This window comes from Chryseobacterium indologenes, assembly GCF_002025665.1.
GTDB classification, from domain to species: Bacteria; Bacteroidota; Bacteroidia; order Flavobacteriales; family Weeksellaceae; genus Chryseobacterium; species Chryseobacterium metallicongregator.
Genome location: NZ_CP018786.1, coordinates 3,500,935 through 3,516,615, shown reverse-complemented (window position 1 = coordinate 3,516,615; position 15,681 = coordinate 3,500,935). Strand labels below are relative to the sequence as shown.

The window sequence follows — 15,681 nt, the reverse complement described above, 5'->3', positions numbered from 1 at the left end:
ATTATCACAAGCTTTTTGTGTCTAGATTCCTACGGAATGACAAACGTTGTGGATAGTCTGAGCGAATAGTTTGTATCGTTGTCAGAAGCGAATAAGTGGCTATGCATGCATATAGAAGCACCCACCTTGTCATTCCGTAGGAATCTAAACTCTTATTTTATCCTCATTCATTATCACAAGCTATTTGTGTCTGGATTCCTACGGAATGACAAGCGTTGTGGATAGGCTAAGTGAACAGTTCGCGTTATGTCTGGAGCAAGTAAGTGGCCATGCACGCACACATAAGCACCCAATTTGTCATTCCGCAGGAATCTAAACTCTTATATTGTCATCGTTTATCATCAGAAAGCTTTCTATTCACATTATTTTAATCCTTGATTGTCATTAAGCTTCTTTACTAGCTTACAGGTAAATTTATTCCCAGTTTAAAAATTTTATGATAAGCAGTGATTTGATTATCAGTATTATCAAACTGTCTTTTTATGTTTTCAATTGAAAAGTTATGCAATAATGAGGGAGGATTGTTAGATTCCTCATTATCAAGCTGGTGAAGATGAGGATAAATAATCAGGCAATCCAATATCTGATCTTCTTTCCAATCTTTATTTTTACTTTTCATTTCGTTGATAACCTTCTTTAAACGGGAGTATCCTGAGACCTGGCGGATGTCTTTGTGGATATGACTTTTAGTATATTTTAATTTATACTTAGTATCAATGACCATTTCATAGCCCGGTTTACTGATCAGAAAATCCAGATGATTTCCATAAGTACTAAATTGATAATGAATATGATGAGCATCTTCAGGATTAGCTTTGATCAATTGATAATAAAAATAAAGCTCAAATAACCTCGGCATATCAATCCAGAAGGGAGGTGTTTTTATTTTTTTCTGCGTCGTTTTCGTGATGGTATACGAGAATCTTTTGAGAATAAATTTCCCTATTTGTAAAGCCTCTCCATATTCATTGAAGAACGGATTTTTTTTACCATGTTTTAATTGATGTTCATCAACATCGGTACCGATATGTTCAAATGCTGGTTTGCAATAATTTAAAATATGTTGAACAGATTCTATATTGGAAGAAAATAGTGAAGGATTGTTCTCAATATAGCTGGTTGCAAACACCAATACCTTCTTTAGAAACCTGTTTTCAAAATAATCTTCACCAAAAACCTGAAATTCACAAAAAGCAGAGGTAGGTTTATTTTTAAAAACATTCTTTTTTATATGCGGACCTGTTAATAGTTTGCCCTTCACTCTACTATTAAGATTTTCCTGGACTTTATAATATGCCTTTTTCAGTCCTTTTCTTACAATTATTTTCAAATGCTGTAAAAACTGTGTAATAAGAAAAGGGGTCAAACGATCATCTTTTTGATCTATTTCAATATATTTTGCATCCCAGTCTATTTGGATAACATCTTTTGAATAGTGTGCGGTTTGTGGCAAAGCCATGACATCCAAAAGAATTTTAAGATAATTGACTTCTTTAGTCTCTTTCTTTTCCTTGCTATCATATGTTTCAGGGAGAGGAGCAGAATTTTCTTCTTCGTTAAGGCAGTTCCGGAAGTATTGCGATAAACCCGCATTGATCTTAGGTTCTACATAAATGGTTCTGCCGGTATTTCCCAGCCAGTCAATACCTACAAAATAATCTGCCTTAATCTCACAATGATTTTCTCTTTTTACCACCGAAAAAGAAAAAGACTGATGGTTGAACTTTTTACTTTCCAAAGCCGCAAACAGTTGAAAAGAGTCGTCATCAAGATGTAGCAGTTCGTCTGCTATATTGGTAAAAGACTCTTCAGCAGCAACCCGTTTGATCAGAAAACTTTTATGTTCCGAAAGTAAAATTCCCATTAATTATTTATTTTCAGATCATTGATATATTCTTTAATATCTTTTCCGTCATGGCTTCCGATAAGGACACCATCTTTCACATACTCAAGAAGAATAGGAACTACTTCATAATTCATTTTCATTCTGAAAATTTCCTCTTTTGTCTGCCCATCCTGTATATCTTCATTTTTGGCAATAAAATAACTGTGTCCCAGTTGAACATCCTTAGCTTCAAATTCACCACTTACATTTCCGTTTAAGAATAATTGTGAAACTTTTTCAAAACCTTCAGTATTAAAATGAATACTGGCATCATGCTCAAGAGATTCCGGCAATACATCAATAAAAGCAAAACGTCTTCTGATCGCATAATCAATGTGTCCTACACTACGGTCTGCAGTGTTCATGGTGCCAATGATGTACAGGTTGTGAGGAAGAATGAGATCCCTATTACCATCCACTTCGTATACGCTTTCTACTGCTTTACCTCTGTATTCAAGAGCGTAAATTAATTCTCCTAGTACAGATGACAGGTTAGCACGATTAATTTCATCAACTACTAGAACATAATTCTCTGAATGAGATTGCGTTTTATTATCAACAGGTGCAGATTTACCTTCCAAAAAATTTCTGAATTTATCTACCATTGGGAAATAATATGATGTTCTGTGATACACTGTTTTTGCAAGATCATCAAATCCTATTGTTTCTCCTTTTCTTGTGATATTATATTTATATAATTTTTTAATCTCACTAAACTTTAATCGATCTCCTTTCCATCCTTCACTGGAAATGTGAAAAGAATTCTCTCCGATATGGGTCAGAAAGAGTTTATTGGTAAGTTGTATTTTATGATCGTTGGCAATCAGTTCCTCCTCTATGGAAGTTTTAAAATGTTCAAACATTTCATCAAGCCATTCTGCATGTGGGAATTCGTTGATAAGTTGAGAATGTTCACATGCTCTTTTGATGAAATCACCTAAAACTTTGTTTTCAGCCTCATAGATAATTCCATTTCCTTCCTCGTCAGGTTTCGCTACAATTCCTCTTACAAAATCTTCATAACTATAGCTAGGATGAAACTGGATAAGTTTAAACTGGGGGTGATTTTTTAATTCTTTAGTATCAGTCAATCCCAATAATTCAACAGCCAGTTCTTTGGCCTGTCTGGTTTTCCCGGTTCCCGGAGGACCTTGCAGGATGATTTGTTTTTTATATTCTAAAATTTGGATCTGCTGTTCCAGTTTATTTTTTTTCATATCATTTTGTTCTTCGGAAGATGGGGTATTTTGTTCCTGAAAATAATCGTAAACCTGCCATGGAAGGGTCACAATTTCAAAACCGTTTTTATTGAGCTTTTCTTTGAATATCTGAAGCAGATGGTGGCTATCCTCAAACCAATCATAGGTAAGTTCCATTTTGAAATCCTCAACATGAGTATTCAACAGGTACACCAGCTGTCCCAGTTTGTCCTGATTGACAATGGTGCACAACAGCTGAGGCTGCAAACCGGCAATCAGTCTGTTGGTAGCGGCTTTTTTATTATTGCCTGTATACATTCGGATCAGTTCTTTGATCTGATGATAGGTCTCAAATAAAGGTTGCTCCTGGCTTAAGGCAATTTTCTGTAACAATGCGGAAAGCTCAGGCCAGTTACGTTTGATAAGGTCTTTTTCTGCATGGGTAAAATATCCCTGTCTCAGAGACGAAACACATTGGTCTGCAGAACGCATAAAAAACTCATAAAAAAGTTCGTTGTCCCAATCTTCCCAATTTTTTCCTGTACTTGCTTCTGCTACAAACTGGGGCACAAAACGGTTATATTCACCCTGCCAGTGATCCCAGATTTCTATTTTGTCAATTAATTCTGTAAAAGTCATTTTTGGTTATAGTTTTCATATTCTGACAAACAGCTTAGGCTGTATGATCCAATTAAGATCGCAATAATAATAAAAATCTCCAGCTTCTGCTTACGGGAAAGCGTAAATTTTCTTAAAAGTCACTATAAATATTGCTTAGAAATACCCATAGGCCCTTCGGAAGTCTCTTTAACCCCTTTACCAAGCCTCTGGAGGGACTTTATGAACGGTCCCCACCTCCTTACTGAAGGGGCTATACCCCCTTGGGTAAGGGGGTAGACAGACTTGGATAAGGGGCTCCACCTACTTATATAAGAGGGTAGAGGCCGTTGTCCAAAGGGGTAGAGACGGTTGCTATACTACCTGGAGGAGGTTAGGGAAGGAGGTAAGAGGAGTAAAATACTATTGTAAGAATCATGAGCATTATTCATCTGGCTTCATCAATGGCGCAGCCATCATTCCTTTGCTCCCTTTAATCATAGACTTATTAATAAAACCTTTGCGTTTAAAAATATCCTGTTTCTTCAGATACAATGGCTTTTTTTAAAAAATGCAAAGGACGTAAGTTTTCAATATTGATATGTTTTGTAAGGCGCAAGAAAATCAAAGATTTTCAGCAGGTAAGGATATCAGGATATAGAAATTTTATCGAAGATAAAATCCTTGCACCTTAAACAGTATCCCTATAATAAGAATTTGCGTCTTTGCGATTTCCAACCAAAATATGGTAAACAGATAACCATAAAAAAAGCATGTTTCTCACGTGCTCCCAGAAAAAGTATTTATTCTTACTGATTAATACAATGGCTTATTATTTTGTTTTAAGCGCAAAGGCGCAAAGTTTTCAATATTGATATGTTTTGTAAGGCGCAAGAAAATCAAAGATTTTCAGCAGGTAAGGATATTGGGTTATAGCAATTTTATCGGAGATAAAATCTTTGCGCCTTAAACAGCGCCCCTATAATAAAATCTTGCGTCTTTGCGATTTCCAACCAAAAATAAGTAGATGGATCACTATAAAAAAAGCACGTTTTCACGTGCTCCCAGAAAAAGTATTTATTCTTACTGATTAATACAATGGCTTATTATTTTGTTTTAAGCGCAAAGGCGCAAAGTTTTTAAATATTGATATGTTTTTTAAGGCGCAAGAAAATCAAAGATTTTCAGCAGATAAGGATATCAGGATATAGAAATTTTATCGAAGATAAAATCCTTGCGCCTTAAAAAGTCCCTATGATAAGATCTTGCGTCTTTGCGATTTCCAACCAAAAAAAGCAGATGGATCATCATAAAAAAAGCACGTTCTCACGTGCTCCCAGAAAAAGTATTTATTCTTACTGATTAATACAATGGCTTATTATTTTGTTTTAAGCGCAAAGGCGCAAAGTTTTCAATATTGATATGTTTTTAAGGCGCAAGAAAATCAAAGATTTTCAGCAGGTAAGGATATTGGGTTATAGCAATTTTATCGGAGATAAAATCTTTGCGCCTTAAACAGCGCCCCTATAATAAAATCTTGCGTCTTTGCGATTTCCAACCAAAAATAAGTAGATGGATCACTATAAAAAAAGCACGTTTTCACGTGCTCCCAGAAAAAGTATTTATTCTTACTGATTAATACGATGGCTTATTATTTTGTTTTAAGCGCAAAGGCGTAAAGTTTTCAATATTGATATGTTTTGTAAGGCACAAGAAAATCAAAGATTTTCAGCAGGTAAGGGTATCAGGATATAGCAATTTTATCGAAGATAAAATCCTTGCGCCTTAAAAAGTCCCTATGATAAGATCTTGCGTCTTTGCGATTTCCAACCAAAAAAAGCAGATGGATCATCATAAAAAAAGCACGTTCTCACGTGCTCCCAGAAAAAGTATTTATTCTTACTGATTAATACAATGGCTTATTATTTTGTTTTAAGCGCAAAGGCGCAAAGTTTTTAAATATTGATATGTTTTTTAAGGCGCAAGAAAATCAAAGATTTTCAGCAGGTAAGGATATTGGGTTATAGCAATTTTATCGGAGATAAAATCTTTGCGCCTTAAACAGCGCCCCTATAATAAAATCTTGCGTCTTTGCGATTTCCAACCAAAATATGATAAACAAATAACCACAAAAAAGCACGTTTTTCACGTGCTCTCAAAAAAGTATTTATTCTTACTGATTGTTGTTTGAACCGGATGTAGGCGGTGTTTCAGTGGGTACTGAAGTCTGTCCCGTTACAAAAAACTGCTTCATATCATCATAAATAACATTGGTACCCGGTACATTCTCTTCGGAAAGATATCTGATGCTTCGGTAGAAACTGATGGCATTATGATAGTTATCGTGATCCAGCAATACCTTGGTGTCTGAAAGCTGTTCAGTTAAAGAATCCAGCTGTTGCAGTCTTTGTTCAATCTGTTCTCTTGCAATATAATCTTTATCGAATTCTGCTTTATCCAGGAAGTTAGGAACATATTGGGCATATTGTTCCATATAGATTTTGGCTTTATTGACGAAGAGTTTGTTCTGTTCGGCAATTCTTCCGTATTGCTGTCGCTGATCCGGAGTAAGGTTGATGGTTTTTCCCAGTAGTACAGACTGGATGTCCTGAATCGCTTTGTCAATGGTTTCTAAATCTGTTTTTGAAAAGCTTACACTGATTAAATTGTCTAGTGCCATAATATTGTGTTTTTTGGTTGTTTGTTGAATCAAATATAGCGAGTGCAAAGCATAGAAAAATAGTGTGCTGTAAGATTTTCAGAGCTTGTTCATCAGAAAATGAAAACGGGATAATGGGGTTTGTTTTTTCTGGGATTTTAAAGAAAAAAAGAGGGTATAAAAACGGAAATGGCGAAATAGGAGAGGAGACCCTTTTCACAGGATCATCATGAAGAACATAGATTGTAATTAAGCTGTTTTTTAAGCACCGTTTTTATAAATATTTTTCTATATTTAAACCTCATAAATGTTGAATTATCATGGAACATACAATACATCAGGGACGCAATGTAAAACGATTCAGGGAAATGCTGGGCATCAAGCAGGAAGCATTGGCTCTTGACCTTGGGGACGACTGGAACCAGAAGAAAGTTTCTCTGCTGGAACAGAAGGAAATTATTGAAGACCCTCTACTGAAAAGAATTTCTGAGGTATTGAAAATTCCGGTGGAAGCGTTTCAGAATTTTGATGAGGAGCAGGCGGTGAATATTATTTCTAATACGTTTGGTGATAATGCTTGTGTTGGAAATCCAAATTCAACTTTCAACTTCAATCCCATTGAAGAAATAAAGAAATTGCATGAAGAAAAAATTGAGCTTTATGAAAGGATGCTGAAGGAGAAGGATGAGATGATGTTGAGGCTGGAGAGGTTGATTGAGAAGGGATAATTTTTTGAGAAATAACGAAAGTTCAGTAGGTACTGAACTTTTCTTATAATATTGTATTTTAAAATGTATCCTATTTTATAGATTTAACTCAAATATTGATCTGTTATCTGATATTAAAGATGAAAAAGGAAATTCTGAATTACATTTTTCATCTAAATAAGCATTATAATCATCTATTTCACTTTGCTTATTAACTTCATCCATTCGACTAATGGATATTTCAATCTTGGATTTGTAAGCTAAAAGTGTATTCCAATGAGAACTTCTTTCATCATACATGTCTTGATTTCTTAATCCTACGGTCTTAATCATTAACTCCCCTCTATCAAAATTTTCATCTTTTCCCTTAGGTTCTAAACCATCATAGAAAATAAAAGATCTTGGATTTTCATTAACTAAATCTATAAGTAATGGAACTTCATTTTCACAATTTTCATTCACCGTATGAGGAATAGCTCTATTAGCATTGTCTAACAAAGGAAAATATTCTCCTTTACTTTTATTACAGCTAGAACAGGCATAAAATAAATTATTCCACTTATAGGACAGCCAATAGTATCCTGGTTTAAAAGTTCTTCCTCTATATTCTTGTTGATAGGCAGCACACGGCCTGTAATGTTCAACTTCATAACTACTTAAAATCTCTTTCTCACAATAACAACATTTATTCTTTTGGATACTTCTTTTTAATAAATCTTTAATTATGTCATGTCCGTAAATAGATTGAGCTGGTCTCCACCTTCGGCTAGAATTATGAAATTTGTCATTATCCAGAATGTATTGTTCTTTTACACTCTGAGTATAATTTATAAGTTTACATTGCCCTGCTCTGCTTGCTGAATAAGGTATGACTGGTTCTGCTATTGGTTTATTGATTTGGACCATCTTTTTTTAAAATCTTTGATAAAGCAATTAAATCATTATATGTTTCTCCAGATGGAAATAAGTGCCCTTCCCTTAATTTTTTCATCTCCTCTTTTTCTTTTTCCGAAAGCTTTCCTTCTAAAAAAAGTTTTCTCATTGCAAAAAAACTGTCAATTTTTTCATTTTTTGGTCTTGCACTTTCTAAACCAAAATATTTGCTTGTTAAAACATGATCAATTCGCCAAGTATCAAATTCAATTTCAGATTCTTCTATAATAATTTCGTCACCTTCTTTTCTATGCAGAAGAATTTCTGAATCTATTGAACTTTGGACAATCAAAGGACTGTGAGTGGCTACAAAAATGTGACTATTAAAATCATTTGTATTAAACTTTCTCAAAAGTTCGATATAATCTCTTTGCCATTCTGGATTTAAATGAGTATCTGGTTCATCAAGCAAGAATAAGCACTCATCAGTGCTAACAACTAAAAGTAGACTAAGTACAGTCAATAACTGTTGTTCCCCTTCACTTAATTGATCAAACCTAATTGAATCTTTTATATCTTTCTTTTTTACCTCAAAAGTTATAGAATGTAAAATATCAACTATCACAGCTGATTCAATAGCATCAAAAAAATCAACTGGATGGGGATAATACTCTATAATTTCTGTGATAAAAGTTTCAAATACTATTTTATCAAATAGTAAAAATTCGTTGACAAAATTTCTTTTATCATCTCCTTCGTTATCATAATAAATAGGCTCAACACTATTATCAATCTGATGATTATAAAAGCGTGTTAAAAGGCTGTCTATTTTACCTTTAAGATTCCAAAATGGATTTTTAATATATTCTTTGTCATTTATATTAGAAATTAAATATTCCATTCCTTTATTCTTTCCATCAATGTTTTTATAATTCCAATCGGGATTATTAAAAAGAATTGTGAAATTTTCAATACTTTCAATGCCAATGTAATTGATAAACAAATCATCTATTTTGCTTTTGAAAGTTGAATGACCTCTAAATAAAACTAATGTTAGTATTAATAATTGGCTATGATAGTTTTCAGTGAAAAACAATTTTCTTAAACCTTCTTCCTTTTCCTCTTTCTTATTTCTTTGAAAAGTTTTTAGAATTTCTTTTTGTTTATCTTCATGTTCTTTGATTATACTTTTAATTCTCTTATTCTCTCCTGAATAATATCCAATAATGTATTTAGGTATATATCTAATACTCCGATCTTTAAGGAAGTCTTTAAAAGGGATAATTGAGAATTCTGTATTATTAGTAGAGTTAATTGATCTTGTACTAATTGAAAATTGTTTTTCATTACATTTGATTAGTATGTCATCTTGATAACATTCATAATTAATTATAAATTGAAAATTGTTTTTAGTATCATAAGTCCAAGAAATGAAGTCATCAACATTATTAAATAAGTCCAAATTTTTAAAGATTAATGCTAATATTTCTATTAGATTAGATTTCCCTAATCCATTTTTTCCCACTAAAAGAGTAATGAGATTGGAGTTGAATACTAGATTTATATCTTTTAAGTTCTTATATTCAGAAACCCATAGAGACTTAATTTTCATATTATTTTATTTCTTTTAGAATTAGTTTCAATTATCATTTGAAAATTCTTTTGTATCTTCATCAGTATCTAATTGTTCCGTAAGCTCTCCTTTAAATGCCTTCACTAAAATAGCTCTCGAAAGGCTTTCAAGAGTCACCTTTTCTATTCTATGTATTTTTTTTAAACTGTTACTAAACTCTTTTAAAAATTTCTCGGCTAAGGATTGGATTTGAACAGGAGCAATGGGCATTTTTATTTCTGACAAGGCGCTAAAATATAGTCTAGCTCTTACACTTCCTTTTGTATTAGTACCAATTTCTAATAAACCTTGTTCTGATTTTAAATAATTCAATAATAATTGTGGTGAAACGTGCCTTTTTACTCTAAATACAACATAATCTGGACTCGTTAATGCATTTTCAATTCCTTCGTAAATTGCAATAGATCCTATATTAACTCTCATTGTATTATATATTAAATCTCCAGTTTTAACAATTTTATACTTTTCAAAAGAATCTTTTTGACCAATTCTCAGATCTATTATACCTTCTTTGGCCGAAACGCCTACTAACCTAATACCTTTCCAATTTTCTCCAATTCTTTCTGTACACTCTTCTAAATATTGACCTATCTTTTGGTATTTATAGCATTCTTTTTGCTTAGGATTTTTTAAACAGGATTGAGTAAATTTGTTTGAAGTAATTTTTAAATTGTGAATTTTACCTTTTATATTCTCTAGTTGTCCAAATAAAGAATCAAGTTTTTCTACAATATTATTTTGTTCAGTTAAGGGTGGTAAAGGAAACTTAATATCTTTTAGAATTGACGAGTGCCTACTATAGCCGAGATCAGGTATACGTAAACTTTTAAAATAATAATAATAGAAACTAGGATTATAAAATGATTTTGGTTTTAGAATTTTAGTTCCATCTGCTCCTGCTGCAAATGTAAAGTTTATAAACTTTACATTTCTTGTATGATCTCCAAAAATGATAACAGGTAATTCACCTTGATACAGTAAATTTTCATTATTTACATAGCCTGAGATAAATTTATCACCTTGATCTATCACAGGAAAGTTTCCTTTTTCAAAATAATCTTTTGATTTCAATTTCACAAATCTTCCAGATTTATCAATAGTTTCATTAAAATTTAATTTCAACCAATTTTTCATTAATTCGGGTTGAACTTCTTCAATTTTTATATCCCCTCTGCTAGCCATTATTTCAATTCTTTAATGATTGCATTCAAATGTTCCGTAATGCTTTGTAATTCTAATAAAGCTTTTGTTGCAATATCTATAGGCTCTCCAAAATCATTATCTTTACTTAAACTATTATCTGTAATTAGTCCTAAATCTAGATTATAGTTTCTTTTTTCGATTTCTTCACGGGAAATCCATTGCCATCTTTCATCTTGTATGGATTTTCTTTTTTCATCAGATACAATTCCATCAAAATCTTTTTCTACTTTATCAATACCAATACCTCCGGTATAGGCTTTTACAAAACAGTCAAAGGCATCCTTTGTAAAAGGAGTGCGTTTTCCATAGTTTGGAGCATTAGTACGCATATCATAGAACCAAACGCTTTGTGTATTATTCGTTTCGGTTTTCCCACGAGTAAAGAATAGTACGTTTGTTTTTACTCCTGCTGCATAAAAAATACCTGTTGGTAAGCGTAAAATAGTATGTAGATTACATTTATCCATCAAGTCACGACGTATCTTTTGTCCATCCCCGTCTTCAAAGAGAACATTATCAGGTAATACAACAGCTGCTCTTGCTTTTCCATCTTTCTTTAAGCTTCTGTATATATGTTGTAAAAAGTTAAGCTGCTTATTGCTAGTTGAAAATGTGAAGTCATCTCGGGTAGGTTTTTCCCCTCCTAATTTTGTTCCAAATGGTGGATTAGCTAACACTCCATCAAAGTTTTTTAGACTCTTTCCAAATTCTGTGAGTGTATCATTCAAATGAATTGTACTTTCCATTCCATGCAATCGGGCATTCATCAATGCTAAACGATGAGCATCGGGTACTAATTCAACACCTGAAAAAGCGTCATACTTTTGGAATTTTCTTTCTTTTTCAGAAAGATGATAATAGCTATCTGTTTTTTCACGCAGATAATGATCTGCTGAGATCATAAATCCAAAAGTTCCTGCTGCAGGATCCGTCCATCGTTCTCCTATTTTAGGAGCCATTAGATCAACCATAACATTGATTAAAGGTCGTGGAGTAAAATATTGTCCCGCTCCGCTTTTTTTCTCACTTGCGTTTTTTTCAAGAAGACTTTCGTATATGTCCCCCATTACATCACGGTCATTTTCTTCATACCAATCAAGCTGATTGATAGCAACTACCAATGAATTAAAGTTAACTGGTTTACGTAAACTTGTAGAAGCATTGCTATAAATCTCTTTGATGCTAGGGCTTTCTGTTTTATTGCTTACAGTTGCTAGAAATTCACGGTATTTTGAAAATGCTTCAGCATTATCATGTTCATTGACGAAATAATTCCAATGATATTCTTTAGGAATTTGATCTTCAAATCCTTTTACTTCGCTTAGTTTTAGAAATAGGATGTATGTAAGTTCGTTTAGATACTGATGATATGTTACTCCGTCATCACGCAAAACATTACAGAGGTTCCATAATCTGTTAGCGATTTCCTGTGCACTCATTTTTATTTCAGTTTATTTTTATACTTTAAATTTCTCTTATTTTAAAGAAAATTAATTTGTTTTTAGAAATTAGGCTGTGAATAAATGTTCATTTAAAACTCCAATCATCTCTTCCAGTTCGTTATTGAAAATTTTTTGAATTCTTGGAATTCCGCCATCTTCTCTAAAAGTTTGATTGATATAGTCACGGTCAAAAATATCTTCATAAAGTATTTGTTTCTCAAAACGTTCAATCCACTTTAATTGATGCTTATTCCAAGGCTTCATAGCTTTTACCTTATTGATCGCATTTTTAATTCTGTCTTCATGACTTACCAAAACAGCATCTAAAGCCAACGTGCGAATGTAAGAAATAATATCGGCAGCAATATCTTGATTTTTCACATTTTTCCAAGCTGCATTTAATGTTGGAATGTTAAAACCTTCTTGATCAAGAAGTAGCTTTAATTCTTTAAGTGATTTTCTATCAAGTTCAGCTGGTTTTGTACAAATAATTTTTATTGCTGATATTACGTTTTGATTCTCATTAATGAATTTTTTAAAACTTTGAATATAATCTTCAGGTTTTTCAGCATTTCCATATCCTCTCTTAATACCTATAACTTCATCGTCATGATCTGAGACAAATTGTTTCTTTGGTTCAGAAACTCTTGTACCTAAAAACTCCCATAAAGTAGCATATCCTGTCAATACTTTTTGTATATCTGTATTTTCGATAACCAACAGATTTCTTATAAAATCATTTGGTGTTTCTCCTTTTGTCATATACATAAAGTTTTCTAAACCGTAATCTTCAATATCTTTTTTTTTGCGTTGAAGCTTAGCCACAATCTGTTCCAATTGTAATCTGGCACGTTCTGGTTTTTCAATATATTCCAGTTCTTCTATAAGTTTCTGAAATGACATAGAAGGATTAGTAACTGTTTTCATTTGGGTGAAATCTTGAAGCGCTTCATAAACTCTTACGGCATCAAAGATTCTGAAATACTGTTTATCAATTTCTGGACATAGTCTGGTTGCTCTTCCCAACATTTGTTCAAATAAAATTCTTGAGCGTACACGACGTAAGAAAACAAGATTGGTAATTTGTGGTATGTCAATTCCTGTGGTTAATAGATCCACAGTTACCACAATACATGGAAATTTTTCATTTTTAAATTCTGTGGTCAATTTTTCTACTTCATATACTATTCCTGTTAGTTTTTTAATCGCATTATTGGGAGCGTCGATTCCTATTTTTCCATATTCTTCGTAAAGAATTTTCACTATTAAATCTGCATGTTGATTATTAGCAGCAAAAATTAATGTTTTCTCATCACTTTCAGGATCCAAATGCTGAATAAGTTCTTTGATAACAGCTCTGTTAAATGGTTCTGTAATAACCATTTTATTAAATTGCTCAATTTCTATATGTAATTCATCTTCTAATTCAGCAAGCTCTTCTATTGTATTTGTTTCAGGGTTTAAAACTTTAGGTTTTTCTCCTTTCTCCCATAATATTCCATTTTCACTTAATTGAGTTTTAATAATATATGGAGGTTCATGGTCAATCAGATAACCATCTATTACAGCTTCCCTATATGAATAATTATGTACAGGTTTACCAAATATTTCTGTTGTATGAAGCGCTGGAGTAGCTGTAAGCCCAATAATATAGGCATTAAAATATTCTATTACTTTTTTATATTGTCCTATATAATCGTTTTCATCTTTAAAGCTAAGATCTTCCTCACTGATTTCAAGATCAAGAGTATATCCTCTGTGAGCTTCATCAATAATAATACAGTCATAAGTATCAATAGGTAAAGGGTTCTCATTGTAGAAAAGTCTTTTTACCATACTTTGAACTGTAGCAAAATGTAATCTTGTTTCCATCTCAGGAAATACATTTTTCATTTCCTCAATTTTGTAAATATTTGAAAAAGTATTAATATCTTCCACTTTATTGTCTTTAAAGCTACCTAAAGCCTGAGATGCAAGTAATTTTCTATCAGTTAAAAATAATATACGCCGAAAACGATCAGACTTTATGAGACGGTATGCTAGGCCAATAGTAGTTCTGGTTTTACCTGTACCAGTAGCCATAACTAATAATGAACGTTTATCATAAGGGTACTGAATAATTTTATCCTCTACAGCTTTTATAGCCTCAATTTGATAATATCTTAATCCTAACCCATTTGAATTTTGGAGGTAGCTATATTCACTGTCTTGTAAGCGAATATTCGCTATATCAATATTTCTTTTATATTGTTCAATTAAGCCTTGTGGAGAAAACCATCCTTTTAAAGCAAGTGCTTGATTTCTGTTATTTCGAATATCAAGAAACCAAATTCCGCTTTTAGTTTTGAGTTGTTCAAGGTAATTCCGCCCGTTTGTTGAAAACAAGAATGGAACCTTATATGAATCCCAATTGCCTAAAAAGATAAAACTTTCATGAGGTTTTATTAGCTCAGCATATTTTTTGGATTGATATAAATCTGTGGATATATCAGTAGAATATTTTTTAGCTTCGACAATACCATAAAGTTCCTTTCCTATAAACAATGCATAATCTGCCCATTTTCCATCACATGGCCATTCTGCAATTGCCTTATTTTTTCCTTTTTCTGGCAATGATTTATTCTTCTTAAAGTTAAGAATCTTGGTATCACATTCCCAACCTGCTAACCTTAACTTTTCATCAATAGACTCTCGTGTTTCACTTTCAGTTTTGTCAATATTTCTTGCGTTATTTACAGATCTTCTCTTTCTTTCCTTTATGAGCTCAGGTGTTGCATTAATAGATTCTATTTTAGAATTATAGTTTACAACTTCTTGAGATAATTTTTCAAGCTGGGTAGTAAGTTTTTCTATACTAATCTTTTGATTATCTATAGGTAGTTTATATTCTATTTCTTCAAAGCTTTCATCTTCATATGTTTCATAGAACCATCTGGCAAGTTGATAACAATTTCTAAGTATAGATAAAGCTTGAGAATAGGATCCACTTCCATCATGACTGGCTTTGTTCCCAGACTTTCTAATAGTATGAAGTAGTTCTTTTACGATATCAGGGATAATATCTAGATAAAATAATTGATTAATACGATAAAGTTGATTACCTTCAAAAGATCCTAGGTTTTCAAAATCCCAAATAAGTTGAGATAACTTTTCAGAAAAAAGTCTGGATTTTGAAAGCGATGAACTGGGGTCTATATGGATAAGCTTTTCAGATAATTCACAAATTGTAAATAATTCAGGATATCTTAATTCTAGGAATAAAAAGTTTGATGGCATTAGGTGTTTTTAATAGTATAGGTTATCGTCTTTTAAAAAATCACTTGTAAAAGACAAACTTAGTAAAAACCTGCTATAAATAAAAGATTTTCTGCTTTAAAACACTTTAGAACCAAGATTATAATAATAAATTTTCTATAAGATATATTTCGGATAGCTATACTCCACTACACATTCATCTCCACAACCAGAAAATACTACAGATAG

The 15,681-nt window shown here is 32.4% G+C and carries 9 protein-coding genes; 1 reads left to right on the top strand and 8 read right to left on the bottom strand.

Annotated features, from left to right (window positions below):
* Positions 1-397 precede the first annotated feature (397 nt).
* From BUE84_RS15715 to BUE84_RS15705, 3 genes are all read right to left on the bottom strand, one after another.
* A complete protein-coding gene (locus BUE84_RS15715; protein ID WP_079242491.1) occupies positions 398-1,864 on the bottom strand; it encodes a 5-methylcytosine restriction system specificity protein McrC in 1,467 nt (488 codons plus the stop codon).
* A complete protein-coding gene (locus BUE84_RS15710; protein WP_079242490.1) occupies positions 1,864-3,723 on the bottom strand; it encodes an McrB family protein in 1,860 nt (619 codons plus the stop codon). Before BUE84_RS15710 ends, BUE84_RS15715 begins: the two co-directional genes overlap by 1 nt.
* A 2,131-nt stretch (positions 3,724-5,854) precedes the next feature.
* Entirely contained in the window at positions 5,855-6,361 is a 507-nt protein-coding gene (locus tag BUE84_RS15705) for a hypothetical protein (RefSeq protein ID WP_079242489.1), read from the bottom strand.
* Between the two features lie 299 nt (positions 6,362-6,660).
* Here BUE84_RS15705 and BUE84_RS15700 point away from each other — a divergent pair, with 299 nt between their 5' ends.
* Positions 6,661-7,068 carry a helix-turn-helix domain-containing protein gene (locus tag BUE84_RS15700; protein WP_079242488.1) on the top strand — a complete coding sequence of 136 codons (408 nt, stop codon included), beginning with the start codon at positions 6,661-6,663 and terminating at the stop codon, positions 7,066-7,068.
* 75 nt (positions 7,069-7,143) lie between these two features.
* Here the strand turns inward: BUE84_RS15700 and BUE84_RS15695 are convergent, their stop codons facing one another.
* From BUE84_RS15695 to hsdR, 5 genes are all read right to left on the bottom strand, one after another.
* A complete protein-coding gene (locus tag BUE84_RS15695; protein WP_079242487.1) occupies positions 7,144-7,953 on the bottom strand; it encodes a hypothetical protein in 810 nt (269 codons plus the stop codon).
* On the bottom strand, positions 7,937-9,532 hold the full coding sequence (locus tag BUE84_RS15690; protein ID WP_079242486.1) for an AAA family ATPase: 1,596 nt from the start codon (positions 9,530-9,532) through the stop codon (positions 7,937-7,939). The genes BUE84_RS15695 and BUE84_RS15690 overlap by 17 nt, the downstream gene beginning before the upstream one ends.
* A 27-nt stretch (positions 9,533-9,559) precedes the next feature.
* Entirely contained in the window at positions 9,560-10,735 is a 1,176-nt protein-coding gene (locus BUE84_RS15685) for a restriction endonuclease subunit S (protein ID WP_079242485.1), read from the bottom strand.
* Positions 10,735-12,195 (bottom strand): N-6 DNA methylase, encoded by a 1,461-nt coding sequence (locus BUE84_RS15680; RefSeq protein ID WP_079242484.1) that lies wholly within the window; start codon positions 12,193-12,195, stop codon positions 10,735-10,737. Before BUE84_RS15680 ends, BUE84_RS15685 begins: the two co-directional genes overlap by 1 nt.
* Before the next feature lie 69 nt (positions 12,196-12,264).
* Complete coding sequence (hsdR, locus tag BUE84_RS15675; RefSeq protein ID WP_079242483.1) at positions 12,265-15,474, bottom strand: type I restriction-modification system endonuclease; 3,210 nt, start codon at positions 15,472-15,474, stop codon at positions 12,265-12,267.
* Between the last annotated feature and the right edge of the window lie 207 nt (positions 15,475-15,681).